This is a genomic window from Tsukamurella sp. DT100, assembly GCF_049844855.1.
Lineage (GTDB): Bacteria > Actinomycetota > Actinomycetes > Mycobacteriales > Mycobacteriaceae > Tsukamurella.
The window spans coordinates 47,879-68,234 of record NZ_JBNCLV010000012.1; the positions used below are offsets into that span (position 1 = coordinate 47,879).

At 71.9% G+C, this 20,356-nt stretch carries 17 protein-coding genes; 13 read left to right on the forward strand and 4 right to left on the reverse strand.

Annotation, left to right across the window (positions count from 1 at the left end; all coding sequences use genetic code 11):
* The first annotated feature begins 12 nt into the window (after positions 1-12).
* Genes ACLQ3K_RS23720 through ACLQ3K_RS23745 form a run of 6 tightly spaced genes read left to right on the forward strand, consistent with a single transcriptional unit; the run spans position 13 to position 6,949 of the window.
* Entirely contained in the window at positions 13-1,209 is a 1,197-nt protein-coding gene (locus ACLQ3K_RS23720; RefSeq protein ID WP_336672042.1) for a hypothetical protein, read from the forward strand.
* Positions 1,206-2,372 carry an HpcH/HpaI aldolase/citrate lyase family protein gene (locus ACLQ3K_RS23725; protein WP_426001903.1) on the forward strand — a complete coding sequence of 389 codons (1,167 nt, stop codon included), beginning with the start codon at positions 1,206-1,208 and terminating at the stop codon, positions 2,370-2,372. Before ACLQ3K_RS23720 ends, ACLQ3K_RS23725 begins: the two co-directional genes overlap by 4 nt.
* Positions 2,372-3,607, forward strand: a complete 1,236-nt coding sequence (locus ACLQ3K_RS23730; RefSeq protein ID WP_426001904.1) for a phosphoribosyltransferase family protein — start codon at positions 2,372-2,374, stop codon at positions 3,605-3,607. The genes ACLQ3K_RS23725 and ACLQ3K_RS23730 overlap by 1 nt, the downstream gene beginning before the upstream one ends.
* Complete coding sequence (locus ACLQ3K_RS23735; RefSeq protein ID WP_426001905.1) at positions 3,604-4,728, forward strand: cysteine protease StiP family protein; 1,125 nt, start codon at positions 3,604-3,606, stop codon at positions 4,726-4,728. Before ACLQ3K_RS23730 ends, ACLQ3K_RS23735 begins: the two co-directional genes overlap by 4 nt.
* Positions 4,725-5,567 carry an HAD family hydrolase gene (locus ACLQ3K_RS23740; protein ID WP_426001906.1) on the forward strand — a complete coding sequence of 281 codons (843 nt, stop codon included), beginning with the start codon at positions 4,725-4,727 and terminating at the stop codon, positions 5,565-5,567. Before ACLQ3K_RS23735 ends, ACLQ3K_RS23740 begins: the two co-directional genes overlap by 4 nt.
* Positions 5,564-6,949 carry a TerD family protein gene (locus ACLQ3K_RS23745; protein ID WP_426001907.1) on the forward strand — a complete coding sequence of 462 codons (1,386 nt, stop codon included), beginning with the start codon at positions 5,564-5,566 and terminating at the stop codon, positions 6,947-6,949. The genes ACLQ3K_RS23740 and ACLQ3K_RS23745 overlap by 4 nt, the downstream gene beginning before the upstream one ends.
* Positions 6,950-7,012: 63 nt before the next feature.
* On the opposite strand, the gene ACLQ3K_RS23750 is transcribed toward ACLQ3K_RS23745, so the two are convergent.
* Positions 7,013-8,995, reverse strand: a complete 1,983-nt coding sequence (locus tag ACLQ3K_RS23750) for an OPT family oligopeptide transporter (RefSeq protein WP_426001908.1) — start codon at positions 8,993-8,995, stop codon at positions 7,013-7,015.
* A 126-nt stretch (positions 8,996-9,121) separates the two neighbouring features.
* On the opposite strand from ACLQ3K_RS23750, the gene ACLQ3K_RS23755 reads away from it, so the two are divergent.
* The 6 genes from ACLQ3K_RS23755 (at position 9,122) to ACLQ3K_RS23780 (ending at position 15,607) form a co-directional block, all read left to right on the forward strand.
* Positions 9,122-10,009 carry an LLM class flavin-dependent oxidoreductase gene (locus tag ACLQ3K_RS23755; RefSeq protein WP_426001909.1) on the forward strand — a complete coding sequence of 296 codons (888 nt, stop codon included), beginning with the start codon at positions 9,122-9,124 and terminating at the stop codon, positions 10,007-10,009.
* 165 nt (positions 10,010-10,174) lie between these two features.
* Positions 10,175-12,241, forward strand: coding sequence for a PhoX family protein (locus tag ACLQ3K_RS23760; protein ID WP_426001910.1), 2,067 nt, complete (start codon positions 10,175-10,177; stop codon positions 12,239-12,241).
* An 81-nt stretch (positions 12,242-12,322) separates the two neighbouring features.
* On the forward strand, positions 12,323-12,808 hold the full coding sequence (locus ACLQ3K_RS23765; protein WP_224644730.1) for a MarR family winged helix-turn-helix transcriptional regulator: 486 nt from the start codon (positions 12,323-12,325) through the stop codon (positions 12,806-12,808).
* 74 nt (positions 12,809-12,882) lie between these two features.
* On the forward strand, positions 12,883-14,154 hold the full coding sequence (locus tag ACLQ3K_RS23770) for an MFS transporter (protein ID WP_426001912.1): 1,272 nt from the start codon (positions 12,883-12,885) through the stop codon (positions 14,152-14,154).
* 88 nt (positions 14,155-14,242) lie between these two features.
* The gene (locus ACLQ3K_RS23775) at positions 14,243-14,926 is read left to right on the forward strand and encodes an SDR family oxidoreductase (RefSeq protein ID WP_426001913.1); all 684 of its coding nucleotides are present in this window, start codon (positions 14,243-14,245) and stop codon (positions 14,924-14,926) included.
* A gap of 42 nt (positions 14,927-14,968) precedes the next feature.
* Positions 14,969-15,607 (forward strand): O-methyltransferase, encoded by a 639-nt coding sequence (locus ACLQ3K_RS23780; RefSeq protein WP_426001914.1) that lies wholly within the window; start codon positions 14,969-14,971, stop codon positions 15,605-15,607.
* Here ACLQ3K_RS23780 and ACLQ3K_RS23785 read toward each other — a convergent pair whose 3' ends face one another.
* Entirely contained in the window at positions 15,608-16,789 is a 1,182-nt protein-coding gene (locus ACLQ3K_RS23785; RefSeq protein WP_426001915.1) for a winged helix DNA-binding domain-containing protein, read from the reverse strand.
* Between the two features lie 123 nt (positions 16,790-16,912).
* Here ACLQ3K_RS23785 and ACLQ3K_RS23790 point away from each other — a divergent pair, with 123 nt between their 5' ends.
* Positions 16,913-18,532, forward strand: coding sequence for a DUF222 domain-containing protein (locus tag ACLQ3K_RS23790; protein ID WP_426001917.1), 1,620 nt, complete (start codon positions 16,913-16,915; stop codon positions 18,530-18,532).
* A 106-nt stretch (positions 18,533-18,638) separates the two neighbouring features.
* Here the strand turns inward: ACLQ3K_RS23790 and ACLQ3K_RS23795 are convergent, their stop codons facing one another.
* Both ACLQ3K_RS23795 and ACLQ3K_RS23800 read right to left on the reverse strand, forming a co-directional pair.
* Positions 18,639-19,283, reverse strand: a complete 645-nt coding sequence (locus ACLQ3K_RS23795; protein ID WP_426001918.1) for a maleylpyruvate isomerase family mycothiol-dependent enzyme — start codon at positions 19,281-19,283, stop codon at positions 18,639-18,641.
* Positions 19,280-20,341 carry a hypothetical protein gene (locus ACLQ3K_RS23800; RefSeq protein WP_426001919.1) on the reverse strand — a complete coding sequence of 354 codons (1,062 nt, stop codon included), beginning with the start codon at positions 20,339-20,341 and terminating at the stop codon, positions 19,280-19,282. The genes ACLQ3K_RS23795 and ACLQ3K_RS23800 overlap by 4 nt, the downstream gene beginning before the upstream one ends.
* Positions 20,342-20,356 lie beyond the last annotated feature (15 nt).

Consider the following 20,356-nt stretch of genomic DNA (forward strand, 5'->3'; position numbering starts at 1 on the left):
CTCCCCGAGATCGTGGCAGCGAATCCGTTCCGCAGGCTGTTCGGCGGGGACCCGGCAGGGACCCCGCCGAGCCCGCCCGCGGGCGGCGACACGGGGCTGACCAGCGCCTTCCTCGACGCGGATCGCCGGTTCAGCTCCCTGGACGAGGACGTCCGGACGCTGTCGGCACAGAACCCGACCGCGTCGGCGGTGCAGCAGTGGCCCACGATCCGGGACCGCTTCGGCGGCGCCACGGAGCGCTACCTGTGGGCCAGCGGCAGCCAGCCCGGCACGCGCCCGCCCACACCGCAGGACCGGGACGCCACCGCGCGCGAGCTGGCCGATCTGGTCTCCGTGCTGGACCGGTTCCACACCGATCACGAGCGAGCACTGACCGTCGCGCGGGGGGCGCGCGCCAGCTCGGCGGCGCAGGAGCAGGCGGCCCGCGTGGCCGCCGAGCGCGCCACCGACCTGCTGGCGGCACCGTCGACGGCGCCCTACCTCACGCTGCGCCCCGTGGTCCGGGCCACCGACGGACTGGTCGAGGCGGTCCGGCAGCTGGACACCGCGCCGGACCTCGTCGCGCGCGACGCGGCCGCCCGGGCGGTGCAGGAGAAGGCCGCGGAGCTCACCGCCGCGGTCGAGGCCGCGCCCCGGATCGGCGACGACGCCCAGCGCTCCCTTGCCGCGGCCGGCACCCGCCTCCAAGCGGTCCGGAACCGGGCGAGCGACCTCACGGACACCCGGTCGGCGCTGCTGCGCGAGTTCAGCGCGGCCTGCTCCGCCGACCTCGTCGACAACGACAAGACCGCAGCGCGCGAGTCCGCCGCCGCGGAGGCAGCCCTCGCAACGGCCGCCCTCCGCCTCCGCGAGGGCACCCCGGACCTGGCGCTGGAGGACGTGGGCACGGCCCGCGACCATCTGGACACCGCCGACGCCGCGGTGAACGCCGTCGGCGAGCGGCTCCGCACGCTGCGCTCCGCCAAGGCCGACCCCACCGCCGTCGCCGCCCGCACCCGCTTCGCACTCCGCGACGCGCAGCACCTCGCGGTGCAGAAGCAGCAGGTCCATCGCTGGGGCACCGTCCTCGACGCGCAGCACGCGCGGATCGAGCGGGCCATCGCGGACCTCGAGCGCGTGCACCCCGACTACTGGCAGTACCTGCAGACCCTGGCCGACATCGACCGGGTGATCGCCGACGCCGTGGACCGGATGCGGGGGCGCGCGTGAGCGGCGCCCTGCATCACTTCGACCAGCTGCCGGAGGAGGTGCGCACGCGCCTGTTCCACCGCCCGCCGCAGCCCTTCGACCGCTCCGCGCCGCGCGAGCAGCTCGCGCACGCCCTCGGCGCCACCCTGTACGTGCCGGCGACCCGCGCCGACCTCGCCGGGACCATCCGCCGGCGCCGGGACGACGGGGTGCTCTCGATGGTCATCGACCTCGAGGACGCCGTCGCCGACGATGCCGTGCAGCACGCGATCGACGCCGCCACCACCGCTCTGGCGGAGCTCGCCGACGCCGCGGATCCGTTGCCGCTGCTGTTCATCCGGCCGCGCACCACCGCTGAGACCGCCGAGCTGCTGGACCACCTGGGCGACGGTGCCCTCGCCCTCACCGGGGTCGTCCTCCCGAAGTTCACCGCCGCGGCGGGCGGCGCCGCCCTCGCCGCGATCGCCGACCGCGCACCGTCGTACCAGCTGTACGCGATGCCCGTGCTCGAGACGCCCGAGATCGTCTACCGCGAGACGCGCGACGAGCAGCTCGCGGGCATCTCCGACGTGCTGCGCGAGCACCGGGAGCGGGTCCTCGCGGTGCGGATCGGCGCCACCGACATGTCGGCGCTGTTCGGCATCCGCCGCGACCGCGACCTCACGATCTACGACGTGCACGTGGTGGCCGAGACGATCTCGGCGATCGTCAATCGTCTCGGCCGGGCGGACGGCAGCGGCTTCGTCGTGACCGGTCCGGTGTGGGAGTACTTCGCCGACCACGAGCGCATGTTCCGGCCGCTGCTGCGCGCCACGCCCTTCGAGCGCAACCACGCCGCGCGGTTCCGCGAGCAGCTCGTGGGCCGCGACCTCGACGGTCTGCTGCGGGAGACCGCCCTCGACCGGGCGAACGGCCTGCACGGCAAGACGGTGATCCACCCCTCCCACGTCGCGGCCGTGCACGCGCTCTCGGCCGTGACCCACGAGGAGTACGAGGACGCCCTCGACATCGTCGGCGGCGAGGCGGGCGGCGTGGGGGCCTCCAGCTACCGCAACAAGATGAACGAGATGAAACCGCACCGCAATTGGGCGCGGCAGACACTGATCCGCGCGGACGTCTTCGGGGTGACCCGGCCCGAGGTCGGCTTCGTCGACCTGCTGACCGCGCTGGTGGAAGGACGGTAATGGCGCCCACCCTGTGCGCGGACCTCGGCATGCACGTGCGCGGCGACGCGGAGCTCGCCGAGCTGATCGTGCCGGGCCTGCGGCGCAATCCGCGGCGCGCGCACCTGCTGGTGTCGACGGTCCTCGGCAAGCACATCCCGGCGGACCCCGCCGCGGTGCGGGCGGCGGCGGATCGCCTCGCCGACCTGGTCGCGGAGCGCCTCGACGGGCCCTGCGTGGTCTTCGGCTTCGCGGAGACGGCGACGGGCCTGGGGCACTGCGTCGCGGCGCGCCTCGGCGCGGCGGTGTACCTGCAGTCCACGCGCCGCCCCGGCGCGATCACCCACGGCGAGTTCACCGAGGGGCACTCGCACGCGACCTCGCACCTGCTGCAGCCCACCTCGCCCGGCCTCCTGTCCGCCGCCGACACGCTGGTGCTCGTCGACGACGAGATCTCCACGGGCGCCACCGCACTCGATTCCATCCGCGCGCTGCACGGTCTCGCCCCGCATCGTCGCTACGTGGTCGCCTCGCTGGTCGACCTGCGCTCGCCGGAGCACGTCGTCGAGAACGAGCGCGTCGCCGCCGCGGCCGGGCTCGACGTCGCCTTCGTCGCGCTGGCGCGCGGCACCGTCGAGCTGCCCGACGGCCTGCCCGCGCGGGTCGCGGACCTTCCGGCGACCCCGTCGAATCCCCGCGCGCCGCACCCGGGCACGGTGCGGGTCGTGCACGCGGCGTGGCCGCAGGACGTGCCCGACGGGGGCCGGCACGGCGTGCTCGCCGCCGACCAACCGCGACTGGAGGAGGCCGCCGCCGCGGTAGCCGCCGCGATCGCGCCCGAGCTGGACGACCGCCCGATGATCGTGGTGGGCCACGAGGAGCTGATGCACCTGCCGCTGTGCGTCGCGGAGTCGCTCGCCCGCAGCGGTTTCCGGGTGCGCTTCCAGACCACGACCCGCTCCCCCGCCCTGGTCCGGGACGAGGACGGCTACCCGCTGCGCCGCGGCTTCGAGTTCCTCTCCCCCGAGACGGACGAGGAGGCGACGCGCCGGCACCTGTACAATGCCGCGTGGCCCGGGGAGGACGCCCGGATCGTCTTCGTCGCCGACTCCCCCGCCGACACCGACCGCCTACGCGCCCCCGGCGGGCTGCTCGACGTGGTGACGGCCGCCGGGCACGACGTGCTCGCGGTGATCGTGCCCGCGTCGGATCAGGCCGCGCTCGCAGCGGCCCGCGCCGGGGCGGCCGCCCGATGACGCCGGCCACGCCGCCGCTGCGCGGACCGGGTTTCGGCTCGTACGCGCCCGACGAGGTGACCTGGCTGCTCAAGGACCTCTCCCACGTGGCGCTGGAGGCCGATATCGCCGAGCGGGAGCGGCGGATCCAGTCGGGAGAAGCGCACTACGCCGAGTCCCTGCCCATCGAGTACCAGCCGAGCGCCGAGTACCGGGAGCTCTTCGACGTGGCGCTCGCCACCTCCGCGCCGCGCCTCGCCGAGGCCGTGGGCACGGTGACGGAGCTCCTGCTCGCCGAGCGCGGCCGCGACCTGGTCCTGGTCTCGCTCGCCCGCGCGGGCACGCCGATCGGGATCCTCATGCGGCGCTGGGCGCAGCGTTTCCACGGGTTGGACCTGCCGCACTACGCCGTGTCGATCGTGCGCGGCCGCGGCATCGATCACGTGGCGCTCGATCACCTGGTCGCCCATCAAGATCCGGCGTCGATCGTCTTCGTCGACGGGTGGACCGGCAAGGGGGCCATCACCCGCGAGCTCGCGGCGGCCCTCGACGAGTACGCCGCCGCCACCGGCGCCCGGCTGAACCCGGACCTCGCGGTGCTCGCCGACCCCGGTCACTGCGTGCGCACCTTCGGTACCCGCGACGACTTCCTCATCGCCTCCGCGTGTCTCAATTCCACGGTCTCCGGCCTGGTCTCGCGCACCGTGCTCAACGCCGACCTGATCGGGCCGGCGGACTTCCACGGCGCCAAGTTCTACGCCGAGCTCGCGCCGTACGACGTCTCCGGCGTGCTGCTCGACACCGTGACGGACGCCTTCGACGGTGCCGCCCCGGCCGCGCGCGCCGAGGCCGCCCGGCTCGCCGCGGATCCCGCTGCGCGGGAGCCCGATTGGTCCGGCTGGGCGACCGTGGAGCGGGTGTGCGCGGAGTACGGCGTCACGACCGCCAACCTGGTGAAGCCGGGGATCGGCGAGACCACCCGGGTGCTGCTGCGCCGGGTGCCGTGGCGGGTACTGCTGCGCGACCCCGACGATCCCGATCACCTGCACATCCGCCGCCTCGCCGCGGAGCGCGACGTGCCGGTGGAGATCGTGCCCGGCCTGGCCTACGCGTGCATCGGCCTCATCAAGGAGGACTCGTGACCGCCTTCGTCACCAGCGACCTCGACCGCACGCTGATCTACTCCCAGGCCGCCGCGGGCCCGGCCTTCGCGACCGCCGACCCGATCTGCGTGGAGATCTACCGCGACGCGCCGCTGTCGTACATGGCGCTGGCCGCACACGCGGGGGTCGCCGCGCTCGCCGCCGCGACGCCGGTGGTGCCCACCACCACCCGCACCCCCGAGCAGTACCTCCGGGTGCAGCTCCCCGGCGCGCCCTTCCGCTTCGCCATCTGCTCCAACGGCGGCGAGATCCTCGTCGATGGTGCGCCGGACCCGCAGTGGCGGACCCACATCCGCGGCCTGCTCGCCGCGCTGCCCGCGGACCTCGACCGCATCGCGGCGCAGCTGGAGACCCGCCTCGCCCCGGACTGGGGCGCGCGCCTGCGCCTGGTGCCGGGCCTGTTCGCGTACGTGGTGTCCGAGGTGCGCGTCCCCGCCGAGGTGGTCGACGAGTGGCGCGCGTACTGCGCCCCGCTCGGCTGGAGCATCTCGCAACAGGGCCGCAAGCTCTACACGATCCCCGAACCCGTGACCAAGTCCCGTGCCGCCCTGGAGGTCCGGCGGCGCCTCGAGGAGGCCGGCGCGCTCGAGCCGGGCGCGCCCTGGCTCGCGGCCGGCGACGGCGCCCTCGACGCCGACCTGCTGGAGGCGGCGGACGCCGCGATCCGCCCGCGGCACGGCGAGCTCGAGGAGCTCGGCTTCGCGCTCCCGCACCTCACGCTCACCGAGGGCGCCGGCATCGCGGCCGGCGCCGAGATCGTCGAGTGGCTCGCCGCCACCGCAGACCCCGTCCCCGATCCGATCAAGGAGATCCGATGACCGCACTGTCCAAGGGCCAGAACGGGCCGCTGCCCGCCGGGCCGGTCTCCGTCACCGTCGACGTCCCCGCCCCCGCCGACGTCTCCGCCCTGCTCGTGACCGAGTCCGGGAAGGTCCGGTCCGACGCCGACTTCGTCTTCTTCAACCAGCCCACCGGCCCCGGCGTGAGCCTGGCGAACGGAGCTCTCCGCATCGACGGCGCCGGCCTCCCCGCCGACATCGCGCAGGTGCGCGTCGCCATCACCCTCGACGACGCCTCCTCGTCCTTCGGGCGGTTCGGCGCGCCCGTCGCCCGGGTCGCCGACGGTGCGGGTGCCCCGCTGTACGAGTACCCGATCGACGGCCTGAGCACCGAGTCCGTGGTGATCGCGGTGGAGATCTACCGGCGCGGCGCCGACTGGAAGGTGCGGGCCGTGGGCCAGGGCTACGCGGGCGGCTTCGCCGACCTCGTGCGCGATCACGGCGTCAGCGTCGACGACGCCCCCGCCACACCGCCCGCCGCCGCACCGGCATCGGCGCCCGCCGCCTCAGCACCCCCCGCCCCCGCGCCGCAGGCACCGTCGAACCCGGCCCCGCCGGCGCAGAACCAGCCGCCCGCGGCATCCGGCCAGCCGATCGACTACTTCGCGAGCGGGACGGCACCGTCGGCCCCGGCGGGCAGCGCCCCGATCGACTACTTCAACACCCCCGCGCCGCAGCAGAACCCGGCCCCGCAGCCGCCGGCGCAGCAGCCCTTCACGCCGACCGCGCAGCTCGCGGGCCAGCAGCCGGCGGCCGGGTCGGGCGAGATCAGCCTGACCAAGAACAAGCGCGTCGACCTCACCAAGGGCCAGAAGGTGGTGCTGCGCAAGGACGGCGGCGTCCAGCTGACCCGGATCGCGATGGGCCTCGGCTGGGACCCGGTGCGCAAGCAGGGCCTGTTCGGCTCGAAGGCCAAGGACATCGACCTGGACGCCTCGGTAGTGCTCTTCGCCGGGCAGCAGCCGGTGGACGTGGTGTACTTCGGCCAGCTGCGGTCGAAGGACGGCTCGATCCAGCACCTGGGCGACAACCTCACCGGCGCGGGCGACGGCGACGACGAGGTGGTCAACGTGGACCTGCCCGCGGTGACGCCGCAGGTCACCTCGCTCGTCTTCATCGTGAGCTCGTACCAGGGGCAGCGCTTCGACCAGGTCGACAACGCCTACTGCCGGCTCGTGGACTCGACCACCGGCGTCGAGCTGGCGCGGTTCGCGCTGGCCGGGGGCATGCCGTACACGGGGATCGTCATGTGCACGATCGCCCGTCAGGGCGGGGAGTGGAAGCTGCAGGCGATCGGCGAGTGCATCAACGCCAAGACCCCGCGGGACGCGATCCCGCAGCTCGCGCCCTTCCTCGGCTGAGAACGTGTGTGGGATCGTGCCCGCTGAGCGGACACGATCCCACACACGCCGGAACCGCGAGGACTACGCGGGTTCCGCGGCGACCTTCTTGGTGCGGGTGTACAGCCAGGCGCAGATCGCGGCGAAGAGCACGACGCCGAGCGCCTCGCCCCAGTGCAGCCAGCCCTCGCCGATGAAGGGCAGCGCCAGCGGCTCGTCCTTGTCGGTGGCGACGACGATGCCCGCGTAGATCACGCCGAACAGCGACTCGCCCACGATGAGGCCGGTCGCGAGCAGCGTGCCCAGGCGCTTGCGCCCCTCGGCGGCCTCACCGGTCGCGGAGCCGTCCGCCCAGCGGTTGTAGAAGTAGCCCAGCAGGGCGCCGACGGGGATCATCAGCGTCACGCTCATCGGCAGGTACATGCCCATGCCCACGGCCAGCGGCGGCAGGCGGAACTTCGAGGTCCGGGACAGCACCTCGTCGATCAGGATGACGACGGCGCCGATGATCGCGCCGAGGCCGATGAGGCCCCAGTCGAGATCGCCGCCGAAGACGCCCTTCGACAGGCTCGACAGCAGCGAGGCCTGCGGCGCCGCAAGGGCGCTCTCGCCCGCGCCCGGTGCACCGACGAAGCCGAAGCCCTCCTGCAGCAGGTCGAGCACCGGCGGGATGATCGCGGAGCCGAAGGCCACGCCGATCACGAGCGCCACCTGCTGCTTCCACGGCGTCGCGCCGACGAGCTGACCCGTCTTGAGGTCCTGCAGGTTGTCGTTGGAGATGGTGGCGATGCTGAAGATGATCGCCGCGGTGAACAGCGTGTACGCGACCAACGCGTTCGCGGTGTCGCCCTCCGACGGGCCCCAGACCGCGCGGATCAGCAGCGCCGCGGACAGCACGACGAGGATGCCGACGCCGGAGACGGGGCTGTTGGACGCGCCGATGAGGCCGGCCATGTAGCCGCAGACGGACGCGACCACGAGGCCGAGGACCAGGATGTAGACGATGCTCAGGGTGATGATGCCGCCGGCCTGGCCCTCGAGCGCGGTGCCGCTGGTGAAGGTCCACAGCAGCACACCGATCGGCACGAGGGAGGCGATCACGATGCCCGCCACGTACGGGAAGGGCATGTCGCGCTCGGTGATGTCGACGAGCTCGCCCTCGCGGCGCTTGCGGGAGGACGCGATCGAATCGGCGATGCCGCGCAGCACCGGGCCGAGGATCTTGATCAGGGTCCACACGGCGGCGATGGCGATCGCGCCGGCGCCGATGAGGCGGACCTCGGTGCTGAACGCGGTCGAGATGACCTTGGTGATGCTGCCCGTGTCCGGGAGATCGCCCGCGGTCCACATCGGCAGCAGCACGAAGTAGGAGATGACGAGGCCGACGATCATCGCGAAGCCGACGGTCACGCCGACCAGGTGGCCGACGCCGATGAGCGCGAAGGACAGGCCCGGCACGAACAGGGTGCCGCCGTTGCCGATCCGGAGCGTGGTCGACAGCCCCTCGGCGACGATCTTCATCTTGGCCAGCAGCGCGTAGCCCGCGGCCGCCAGCGAGCCGACGACGATGACCATCAGACCGCGCTTGTTCTCGTTCGCGCCCTCCGCGGTGTCGCCGACCTTGAGCACCTCGGCCGCGGCGACGCCCTCGGGGAAGGGCAGGTCCGAGCCCGTGACCAGGGCCCTCCGCAGCGGGATCGAGTACATGACGCCCAGGACGCCGCCGATCAGGCAGACGAGCGTGGTGGTCCAGTACGGGAAGTTCGCCCACCACCCGATCATCACGAGGCCGGGGAGGATGAAGACGATGGCCGAGAGGGTGCCCGCGGCCGAGGCGATCGTCTGGACGATGTTGTTCTCGACGATGGAGTGGTTCGCGAAGTAGCGCAGCAGCGCCATCGAGATCACGGCCGCCGGGATCGACGTGGCGAAGGTCAGGCCGACCTTCAGGCCCAGGTAGGCGTTGGCCGCGGTGAAGACGAGCGTGATGATGCCGCCGAGGATGACGGCGCGGGTCGTGAACTCGCGGACGCCGGATTTCGGCGCGGCGGGTACCGGTGTGGACATGGATGTATCCCTTCTCAAGGACGTGGCCGGTTCGGCCGAACGTGAAAACACTAGGTCCCAGCACGCGATCGCACGACTCGAACGCGCGAGGTCGTGTGTAACGGTCACGAGTCGTAGGGTGGAAGCGTGCGATTCGGAGTGGTGATCCTGCCCCAGTACCCGTGGCCCGAGGCGCGTCGGCGCTGGCGCAAGGCGGAGGCGCTGGGCTTCGATCACACGTGGACCTACGACCACCTATCGTGGCGCACCCTCGCCGATCAGCCCTGGGGCGCGACGGTCCCGCTGCTCACCGCGGCGGCCACCGCGACCGAGCGGATCCGGCTGGGCACCTTCGTCACCTCCCCCAACTTCCGCCACCCCGTCCCGTTCGCGAAGGACCTGGCCGGCGTCGACGAGATCGCCGGCGGCCGCCTGCTGCTGGGGATCGGCTCCGGCGGCACCGGATTCGACGCCTTCGTCCTCGGGCAGCCCGAGCTCTCCCCGCGCGAGCGGCACGACCGCTTCGTGGAGTTCACCCGGGACCTCGACGTGCTGCTCCGGTTCGAGCAGGACGGACCTATCTCCTTCGACGGTCCGCTGTACCGCGCCGTCGATGCGCGTATGGTCGGCGAGCCCGCGCAGGCGCCGCGCATGCCCTTCGTGCTCGCGGCGAACGGCCCGAAGGGGCTGCGCCTCGTGGCCGAGCAGGGGCAGGGCTGGGTCACCACCGGGCCCGACGGTGACGGCGGCGACGCCTGGTGGTCCCGCGTCGCCGGGCTGTCGAAGCGGCTCGACGACGCGCTGGACGCGGCGGGGCGCGACCGGGGCACCGTCGACCGCTACCTGTCGATCGACTCGGGCGGCACGTACTCGCTGAGCTCTACAGGCGCCGCCGACGACGCCGTGGGCCGCGCAGCGGAGCTCGGCTTCACCGACGTGATCCTGCACTGGCCACGCGACGGCGAGCCCTACGCGGGCACCGAGGCCGCCCTGGACGCCTTCGCGGACCGCCACCTCACCGTCGGCGGCCACTGACCTCCGAGGTTCGGCGCCGACTCGCTCGGACTATTTCCTGTGGGTACCTAAATGTACTTTGGGCTTCCGTTACCGCGACTTTCCCTGACGCTCACGTCGCCCTGACACATTGACCGGGATTCAGCCACACAGATCCCGCTCAGCCCTCAGCCTCAGGGAGACCCCATGCGCCTGCCCAACCTGCGCCTGCTCACCGATCACGACGGTAAGTCGGCCCGCTCGCACACGACCTGCAAGTACAAGTGCGGCAACCAGTGCTTCCGCGAGCACGACAACCAGTCCGACAACGAGTACTTCGGCGACATCACCCGGCGCACCGTGCTCCGCGGCGCGGGCGTGGCGGCGCTGGGCGCGGGCGCGGTCACCGTCCTCGCGGCGTGCGGCGACAACGGTTCCACCGGCGCGGGTGCCTCCTCCAGCGCGGCGGCGGGGAACGGCGCACCGTCGGAGAACGTGAACGCCCCCGGCCTGAACTTCAACGCCATCACCCCGAACAAGGCCGACGCCGTGACGGTGCCCGAGGGCTACGAGCAGGCCGTCATCATCCGCTGGGGCGATCCGGTGGTCCCGGGCGCGCCGCAGTTCGACTTCGACAACCAGACCCCCGAGGCGCAGGCGCAGCAGTTCGGCTTCAACAACGACTTCACGGATCTCATCGCCGTGGACGGCAAGCCGGACACCTTCCTCATGGTGTGCAACCAGGAGTACACGACCGGCACCGCGATGTTCAAGGGCTACAAGGAGGGCGATCCCACCGAGAACCAGGTGCGGGTCGAGATGGCCGCGCACGGCATCACCGTGGTCGAGGTCAAGGGCGAGCCCGGCTCGGGCAAGCTGACTCCCGTTCTGGGCGAGTACAACCGGCGCATCACCGCGTCGACGGAGTTCGAGCTGCGCGGCCCCGCCGCGGGCACCTTCTTCACCCGCACCGCCGCGGACCCCACCGGCACCCGCGTGCTGGGCACCATCGCGAACTGCTCGGGCGGCATCACGCCGTGGGGCACCATGATCTCCGGCGAGGAGAACTACACCAACTACTTCTCCGGCACCGACAAGCCGCCGCTGGACGGCCTCAAGGAGGGCTGGAAGCGCTACGGCGTGGGCAAGGACGAGGACGCCCACCACTGGATGAAGTACGAGGACCGGTTCGATCTGTCCAAGGAGCCCAACGAGATCAACCGCTTCGGCTACCTCGTGGAGGTCAACCCGCACGACCCGAAGTCGACGCCGATCAAGCACTCGGCCGTGGGCCGGATGAAGCGCGAGGGCGGCAACATCTACGTCACGCCCACCGGCGAGGTCGTCACCTACTGCGGCGACGACTCGAAGTTCGAGTACATCTACAAGTTCATCAGCTCGCGGAAGATCCAGCCGGGCAAGGGCGCCGCGGCCATGGAGTCGAACATGCGGATCCTCGACGAGGGCACGCTGTACGTCGCCAAGTTCGAGGGCCAGCAGGTGGAGAACGGCAAGGTCCCCGAGGGCGGCTACAAGGGCACCGGCAAGTGGATCCCGCTGCTCACCACCAAGGCCGACGGCAGCGCCGAGTCGCACGTCGACGGCATGCCGGCCGAGAACGTGGCGCTGTGGACCCGCGTCGCGGGCGACAAGGTGGGCGCCACCAAGATGGACCGCCCCGAGGACATCGAGCCGAACCCCAAGACCGGCAAGATCTACTGCGCGCTGACCAACAACAGCGACCGCGGCACCGAGGGCAAGGCCGGCATCGACACGCCGAACCCGCGCGTGAAGAACAAGAGCGGTCAGCTGCTCGAGATCACCGACAACCACACGGGCACCGAGTTCTCCTGGGACCTGCTGCTGGTGTGCGGTGACCCCGCCGCCGCCGACACCTACTACGGCGGCTTCGACAAGACCAAGGTCTCGCGGATCAGCTGCCCCGACAACGTCACCTTCGACTCCCACGGCAACCTGTGGATCTCGACGGACGGCACCAACGCCACCTTCGACAGCAACGACGGCCTGTTCGGTGTCGTCCTGGAGGGCAAGGACCGTGGCCTGACCAAGCAGTTCCTCACGGTGCCCTTCGGCGCCGAGACCTGCGGCCCCGTCGTGCGCGACAACCGCGTGCTCGTCGCCGTGCAGCACCCGGGCGAGACGGACGACGCCACCGCCGACAAGCCCACCTCGCACTGGCCCGACGGCGGCTCCAGCCAGCCCCGTCCGTCGGTGGTCGCGGTGTGGAAGAAGTCGGGGAACATCGGGTCGTAACCCCTCGCTCCTCCGGTCCGACGGTGCCGGGCTCGCCCACGGGCGGCCCGGCACCGTCGGATTTGTGCCTAGTATCGGGGCATGAATTCCGTGTCCGATGCGCCCGGCGCACCGTCGACCCCGCCCTCCGACGCCGAGGTGGACGACCTCGCCGCGAGACTGCGATCCCCCTTGCTGCAGCTCCACTTCCTCATGCGGCGCAACACGCCGGGACCGGATCTGACCCCGGCGCAGCAGTCCGCGCTGCAGAGCCTGCTGCGCCTCGGCCCCGTGCGGATGGGTGAGCTGGCGCGGTTCCTGCGGATCCGGCTGCCCTCCGCGACGAGCGCCGTCGACGGACTCGAGCGCCTGGGGCTGGCGCAGCGCACCCCCGACCCGGACGACGGGCGCGCGGTCGTGGTGCAGCTCTCCGAGCACGGCGAGCAGCTCACCTCGGAGCTCATCGCGGCGCGCAACGCGGTCCTCGCCGAGCACCTGCACGAGCTGACGGACGAGGACCGCCGGAACCTGGACCTGGCGGTGCCCGCGCTCAACAAGCTCATCGACCGGTACCGCGACGGCGACTGAGGAATCGATCACACCGACTTGTCCTTAACACGGGGTAATAGTTAGAATTTCGTAGTAACCCGAGAGGAGCTGCGATGACGACCACCGCCGAACGAACCCAGACAGAGCACGCGCACGCCAGCCTGCGCGACACCCTGTCCCATCAGCCCAAGGCGGTGTGGGTCACGGCCTTCGCCGCGGTGATCGCCTTCATGGGCATCGGCCTCGTCGATCCGATCCTGGTGTCCATCGCCGACTCCCTGCACGCGACGCCCAGCCAGACCACCCTGCTGTTCTCGTCCTACCTCGGCGTCCAGGTGGTCGCCATGCTGTTCATCGGCTGGTTCACCTCGATGTTCGGCGCGAAGCGCACCGTCATCGCGGGCCTGCTGCTCATCGTGATCGCCGCCGGGGCGTGCGCCCTGGCGAATTCGATCGGCGCCCTCGTCGCGTGGCGCGCCATCTGGGGCCTCGGCAACGCGCTGTTCATCGCGACCGCCCTGGCCGTGATCGTCGCCGCCGCCACCGGCGGCCAGCAGGGCGCGATCCTGCTCTACGAGGCCGCGCTCGGCGTGGGCCTGGCCGTCGGGCCGCTGCTCGGCGCCGTCCTCGGCGGCGTCTCCTGGCGCGGACCGTTCGCCGGCACCGCCGTCCTCATGCTGATCGGCGCCGTGCTGTGCGCGACGATGCTGAAGCCCGATGCGGCCGAGGCGAAGGAGAAGCGGCAGCGCGAGGGCACCGTCTCCCCCCTGGCTCCGCTCAAGGCGCTGCGCCAGCGCGGCCTGTTCCTCACCGGACTCGGCTCCGCGTTCTACACCGCCGCCTTCTTCACCATCCTCGCCTGGTCGCCGTTCGTGCTGCATCGGAGCGCCTACTTCGTCGGCGCCGTGTTCGTCGGCTGGGGCCTGCTGGTCGCCGTGAGCGGCGTGTGGCTCGCGCCGAAGGTCGCCGCCGCCCTCGGCGAGCGCACCGGCTCCATCGTGGCCGTGCTGGTCTACGGCGTGCTGCTGGTGGTCGCCGCCATCGGCCATGAGAACGTCGCGGTGGTCGTCACCGTCGTCGTGCTGTCCGGCATCCCGTCGGGCGTGCTGAACACCCTGTTCACGGGCACCGCGATGTCGATCGCCGACGCGCCCCGCCCCGTCGCCAGCGCCGGCTACAACTTCCTGCGCTGGGCCGGCGGCGCCCTCGCCGCGACCTTCGTGGCGCACTTCGCGAACTGGTTCGGCAGCCCCGCCGCACCGTTCTACATCGGCGCGATCGCCTGCGTCGTGGCCGCCGTGGTCCTGACCCAGGTGCGCGGCAAGGACGCGGACTCCCACGAGGTCCCGGCCGAGGCCGCCCTCGTCGGCGACGCGGAGTTCTGAGCGCTCGTCCCAGACCCGAGAACCCCGGCGGATCCCAAGGATTCGACCGGGGTTCTCCCGTACCCGGGGCCTTCGGTAGCGTGACCGCATGACCGACGACGCCCGCCCCCTCGCCCTCGTCACCGGCGCCTCCCGCGGGCTCGGCGCGCACATCGCGCGCGGGCTCGGCGGCACGCACCGGCTCCTGCTCGGCGGCCGCCCCTCCCCCGCGCTGGACGGCCTCGTCGCCGAGTTCGACGGTGCCGCACCGTTTCCGGCCGACCTCACCGATCATTCCGCGGTCCGGGAACTCGTCGCACCGATCGACCGGCTCGACGTGCTCGTGCACAACGCCGGCGTCGGCCGCATCGGGCGGATCGAGGACACGCCCGCCGCCGACTGGCGGGAGATGTTCGAGGTCAACCTGCTCGCGGTCGTCGAGCTCACCCGCGCCCTGCTGCCGGCGCTGCGCGCCGCGGGCGGCCACGTCGTGCTGATCAATTCGGGCGCCGGCAAGCGTGCCAACCCCGGGTGGTCGGCCTACGCGGCCAGCAAGTTCGGACTCACCTCCTTCGCCGAGGCGCTCCGCGCGGAGGAGCCCGCGCTGCGCGTGACCAGCGTCTTCCCCGGGCGGATCGACACGGACATGCAGCAGGGCATCTTCGCCGCCGAGGGGCGCGAGTACGCCACCGAGGGGCTGCTCCGGCCCGAGAGCGTCGCCCGCGCCGTGGTCCAGGCGATCGAGACCCCGGGGGACGCGCACCCCACGGAGATCGTGCTCCGGCCCCGCTGATCCCCGTGGCCGGGGTTCGTCGATCGGCGTAGGGTCGGGACGGTGAGCAGCGAGTTCTGGGCCGAGACGGACGACTACCTCGAGCGGACGGTGGCCGTCGACGCGGCCGCGTTCGAGCCGATCCGCGCCGCGCAGGCCGCGGGCGGCCTCCCGGACATCGCCGTCTCCGCGACGCAGGGCAAGTTCCTCTACCTGCTCGCGTCCATCGCGCGCGCCGACCGGATCCTCGAGATCGGCACCCTCGGCGGATACAGCACCGCCTGGCTGGCCCGGGCCGTCGGGCCGTCGGGATCGGTCGTCACCCTGGAGTTCTCACCCGAGCACGCCGCGGTCGCGCGGGCCAGCCTCGACGAGGCCGAGTTGGGCGACCGCGTCGACATCAAGGTCGGTGCCGCGCTCGATACCCTGCCCTTCCTCGAGGGCCCGTTCGATCTCGTCTTCATCGACGCCGACAAGGCCAACAACCGCGCCTACCTGGATTGGGCTCTGCGGCTGAGTGTTCCGGGCACCGTCATCGTGCTCGACAACGTGGTACGTCGCCTGCAGGACGAGGGGCCGGACGCCGACGGTATCCGCGGCGCCCTCGAGCGCCTCGGCTCCGACCCGCGGCTGGATGCCACCGCGCTGCAGACCGTCGGGATCAAGGGCTGGGACGGCCTGGCGATCGCCGTCGTCCGCTGACTAGCTCCGATACGCGGGCAGGGTGATCGGGGACTTGTAGAGCGAGTTCACCCGCTCCCCCGCCAGCCAGTCCTGCAGCCGAGCGGCCTCCGCGTCGAGGGCCTTCCGCGCCGCACGGGGCGTGCCGGGCGCGAGGACCAGCCCGACGGCGCCCTCGTCGTCCTGGACGTAGGCCCCGACGACGCGGCCGTCCCACCACGCCGTCGTGCCCGCGTTGCCGGCGCTGTCGTAGATCGCAGTAGCGAACCCGTGATCGAGGTAGAAGGCGCGCTCCTTCCATCCCATCGGCGTGGGATCCAGTGCGGGCAGGAGCGCGGCCCACGGCTCCACCGGCGCCACGGGATCCACGTCCTCCGGCAACACCCAGCCGGTGCCGTCGCGCTCCAATCGCACGTGGACCGCACCGATCTCGGCGAGCGCGGCGCGGATCGCCGTCTTGGTGGCGCCGAACCACCACACCACGTCCGTCTCCGTGACCGGGCCGAAGGCACGCAGGTACTCGCGTACCAGAATCGCGTAGGCCTCCGCCGGATCGATGCGCTCGGCCGGCCCGCCGAGCCACTCGTCGGCGCGGGACCACTGGTTCCGGTTCACCCGCCAGTGGCTCTCGTTGTGCCCACGCACCAGCTCCCCCGCCGCGCCGAGCCAGGTGAGAACCCTGGGCGCCAAGTGCATCTCGCCGCCGTACTTCTTGCCCTCCGACATCATCACCTTGCCGTCGAGCTCGGGCACCTGCTCGCGGAGCCGCACGGCGCTGAGCTCGCAGCCGCGGAGGGCGTCGAGGACCGCGGCGCGCGCCTGTGCGAGCCAGGCCTCGCCGTCATCGGCGATGCCGCCGCGGACCGCGTCCTTGGCGATCTTCGCGTGCTCCTGGGCCGCGACGCGGTCTGACGGGCCACTCAGCGCCGGGCCGTACAGATCACGCGGGAAGACGAACATGGTGCGGCGCATGGCGAGCTGCTTGACGAGCGAGCGCTCCTCCCAGAGTTCGCGCTCGTACTCGTCACGGGCGAAGTCGTGCATCCGCGCGTGCACCGACAGGTACGGCGTCGCCGGCTCCGTGGCGTGCAGGACGCCGACGGCGCGCACCGCGTCCAGCACGGAATCGGTGCGATGCTGCGGCGCGAGGGCGTGGCGGCGAGCCATGCGAGCGCGGCGCTCCGCATCGTCGATCAGGCGCATCCGGCGCTCCCCTCATCCGAGGACTCCAGGCTAAGGCATCGTCGCCCCGTCGGAAACATGTTCGAGTATATTGTTCTTTCTCGCACACGAGCGTAGAATTGCAGTAACGAAGGGAGGCGGCTCATGATCGATTCCGGCACTGCGGCTGAGTATCTCGATGCGCTCGCCTCCTTCGAACGGGCCGCCGACCGCTTGGCCTCGCTGAGCCCCGTCATGCTGTCCTCGCAGGAGGTCCTCGGCAGCCTCCGGCGCCTCGAGCGCGCCGCGCGCACCGTCCCCAGCAGCCAGTACTGGCTCACCGAGGTGGCCATCGAGCAGGACCTGCCGGCCCAGCTCGGCTACACGGGCGCCAAGGAGCTCCTGGTCGATCAGCTGTGCCTGGCGGGCGTCGAGGCACGGGACCGGATCCGCGGCGCCCGTTCGCGCGCGCCGCGGCAGGAACGCGGGCACGCTCCCGATCCGCGCCTGCCCCTCGTCGCCGCCGCCCAGCGCGCGGGCACGCTGTCCGAACGGCACGCCCTGGCGATCGAGAAGGCCTTCGACACCTGCTCCCCCAAGCTCTCCCATCCCGACCTGCACGATCTTGAGGACATGCTGGTCACCGCCGCCGTCGGCGGGTGCACGCCGGAGGACGTCGTACTCCTCGGCCGGCGTGCGTACGAGCTCCTCGACCCCGACGGTGCCGAACCCTCCGCGGAGGACGTCGCCCGCAAGCGCGAGTTGACCGTCGGCAGGCAAGGCGACGACCTCATGTCCGCGCTCGGCGGGGTGCTCTCACCGGAGGCCCGCGCGCTGATGGACACGATGCTGGAGAAGCTCGCCCGCCCCGGCGTGAACAACCCGGCGGACGCGGAGCACCCCGTCGACATCGACGATGCGGAGGCCGTCGCCGAAGCGGCGAAGCGGGATCGACGAAGCGCCGTGCAACGCAACCACGACGCGTTCGTCGCGGCACTCCGGATCGTGATCGGCTCGGGTGCGCTCGGGCAGCACCGCGGGATGCCGTGCGTCCCGATCATCACCCTGGGGATCGATCAGCTCGAGTCCGAGACCGGCATCGCCACTACCGCCACCGGTGGTCGACTACCCGTCGAGGACGCGCTTCGGATGATGGGCGCCAACCCCAAGTACGGTCTGCTGCTGGATGTCGCGTCGCGCCCGCTGTACCTCGGCCGCGAGAAGCGCCTGGCGTCCGCGGACCAGCGCATCGCCCTCTACGGATCCGAGCAGGGCTGCAGCGCGCCCCGGTGCGATGCGCCTGCCACCCGCTGCCAGGTGCACCACAAGACCGAGTGGCGCGACGGGGGCGCCACCGACATCACGGTGCTGACCCTGGCCTGCGATGCCCACCACGGCAAGGTGGTCCCCAGTGACGACGAGGTGCGCCGCGGATTCGAGACCGTCACGCTGCCCGAGGGCGACGAGTATGCCGGCCGCACCGGGTGGCGCCGCACCGGCGATCCCACCGGTGAGTACCGCGTGAACCACTCGCACCACGCGGAGGAGCTCTACCGGCTGGCGCAGGAGCACCACCGGCAACGGCACCAGCAGTACGCCGACGCGTGGCGCGCGCAGGACGAACGCGCCCTCTACCGCGACTTCGTGGGCACCATCCACGACGACATCGCCGCGATGCTGGACGGGCCGAATGGCCCTCCGCTGCTGGAGGACCTGCTCTCCGACCACGACGCCGACAACCATTGGCGCGAGGATCCGCCGTGCCAGCTCGCTGTCGTGGCATGACCCGAGGTGACATTCGGCGACTGCTCAGCCGCGCCGGCGGAGCGCACGGCGGGTCAGCACATCGGGGCCGTCGGCTCCGTGCAGGGCACGTCCGCACGGGGCGGGCTCAGCGCGTACCGAGGGCTCCCAGGTTCCGGGTGAATCGACCCAGGCCCGGCCCGGTCAACTCGTCCAGGACGACGGTGCGGCCGCCCATGGCGAGCAGCAGCGCCTCGGCCGTGCCGCGGACCTCGGGCCCGCGGCCGAAGGACCAGTCGAGGTCGTCGGCGACGAGGCGCACTCCCCTGCCCCGGAGCACGCCCCGCACCGGCGGCGCCCAGAGTGCGAAGTTCAGCGCCGGCCGGATGCGCTCCCCGGGGATCGTCCGCGGCAGGCTCAGCGGTCGGCGGACGTCCTGCTGGTGGATCATGCCGTCCAGCAGGGAGATACGGCAGCCGAAGCCGGAGGTCAGTCCCGTGGGCCGCTGGTGTGCGCGGAGGGCGGACACGACGTCGCCGGTGGTGAGCCCGGCGAGCTCCGCGAGGCGTGCGTCGTTCGAAGAACTGCCAGGATGCGCGCGGCCGGTGACCATGCGCTGCAGCGTCTCCCGCCCTGCGAGCAGGTCGTAGCTGATGTGGTGCAGCACCACGTCCCGGACGCTCCACCCCTGACACAGACTGGGCGCACTCCACTGCGCTTCCGTGAAGCCCTCCACGAGTTCGAGCAGACTGCGCCGCTCCTCGGTCGCGAGGTCCGCCACGGATCCGATCACGGGTTCTCCTCCTCCGCGTGCCACAGGTCGTCGTCCCGATCCTTGACGAAGATCCGGCCGCGAGGTTCCACTTCGACGGCATCCGTGAGCCAGAAGGTGTCGCCCGGCGCCCACCCCGCGATCACCGAGTGCACCCCCGGCTCCACCTCGATCGCGGTGCCACTCGCCGCGAGATAGGCCCCGACCTGCAGGTGCACCGCGTCGTACTCCTGCGCCACCGCCGCCCAGTCCGGCATGACCCAGCGGGTGTCCGCGAGGCCGGTGGTGCGGTACCAGTCGTGGCGCTTCGAGGCGGTCACCTCCAGCGGATACTCACGACAGAGATCCGCCCACACCGCTGCGGAATCGATCTCGAGTACCCGGCCGGCGCCACTGACGCCGTGCACCGTCGCCCGAGTCTCGCCTAGCCCGTCCTCCACCAGGTACAGACCGGTGGGGACGCACGCCTGCGCCGAACACGTCTGAATCAGCTGGTGCGGCGGACAGGACCACCAGATCGCGCTGTAGGCCGCACGCGGATCGCTCGGGCGTTCCACCGCCGCCCGTGCCTCCTCGGATCTGGTGTCCTCGGCCCACGTCGTGAGGACGGATCCCGCTGGCAGCCGAGCTCCTTCGCGCCAGCCCTCCCTGCGCACCTGGAACTGATCCGCAGCCATCGGATCCGTCCACCACTGTGCGATCGGAGACTTCGCGATGAGATCGGCGATTCCATTGATCTCGGGCGCGATCTCCGGTCTCGCCGCCAGAATTTGCGCGCCTTCGGGTTCCTGCCAGTACATGGCCTGCTCGACCGCAGTCTCGAGTGCGAGGTGCACAAAATGCTCCTCGACGTCGCAGACCGACGCCAAAGCCTCTTTCAGCGCGATCATCTCCGCACTCACATCGATCGGCTCATCGTCCCCGTCGCCGATCCGGAGCCGGACGGTCGGCCCCGGGTCCAGGTGATGACGCAGCTCGAATCGTGCTCGGGTAAGGGCAGGATCCGTGAAGGACGGCGTCTCCACGCACACCTGCCGACCGCGAGGGCCGGCCATGAGTTGCTCGGCGAGAGAACTCATGCCCGGACTCCTCTG

Coding starts and splice junctions, on each gene's coding strand:
- ACLQ3K_RS23735 (WP_426001905.1), top strand. CDS start 3,604: ATGACGCCGGCCACGCCGCCGCTGCGCGGACCGGGTTTCGGCTCGTAC.
- ACLQ3K_RS23750 (WP_426001908.1), bottom strand. CDS start 8,995: ATGTCCACACCGGTACCCGCCGCGCCGAAATCCGGCGTCCGCGAGTTC.
- ACLQ3K_RS23745 (WP_426001907.1), top strand. CDS start 5,564: ATGACCGCACTGTCCAAGGGCCAGAACGGGCCGCTGCCCGCCGGGCCG.
- ACLQ3K_RS23785 (WP_426001915.1), bottom strand. CDS start 16,789: ATGCGCCTGATCGACGATGCGGAGCGCCGCGCTCGCATGGCTCGCCGC.
- ACLQ3K_RS23765 (WP_224644730.1), top strand. CDS start 12,323: ATGAATTCCGTGTCCGATGCGCCCGGCGCACCGTCGACCCCGCCCTCC.
- ACLQ3K_RS23730 (WP_426001904.1), top strand. CDS start 2,372: ATGGCGCCCACCCTGTGCGCGGACCTCGGCATGCACGTGCGCGGCGAC.
- ACLQ3K_RS23775 (WP_426001913.1), top strand. CDS start 14,243: ATGACCGACGACGCCCGCCCCCTCGCCCTCGTCACCGGCGCCTCCCGC.
- ACLQ3K_RS23770 (WP_426001912.1), top strand. CDS start 12,883: ATGACGACCACCGCCGAACGAACCCAGACAGAGCACGCGCACGCCAGC.
- ACLQ3K_RS23800 (WP_426001919.1), bottom strand. CDS start 20,341: ATGAGTTCTCTCGCCGAGCAACTCATGGCCGGCCCTCGCGGTCGGCAG.
- ACLQ3K_RS23790 (WP_426001917.1), top strand. CDS start 16,913: ATGATCGATTCCGGCACTGCGGCTGAGTATCTCGATGCGCTCGCCTCC.
- ACLQ3K_RS23760 (WP_426001910.1), top strand. CDS start 10,175: ATGCGCCTGCCCAACCTGCGCCTGCTCACCGATCACGACGGTAAGTCG.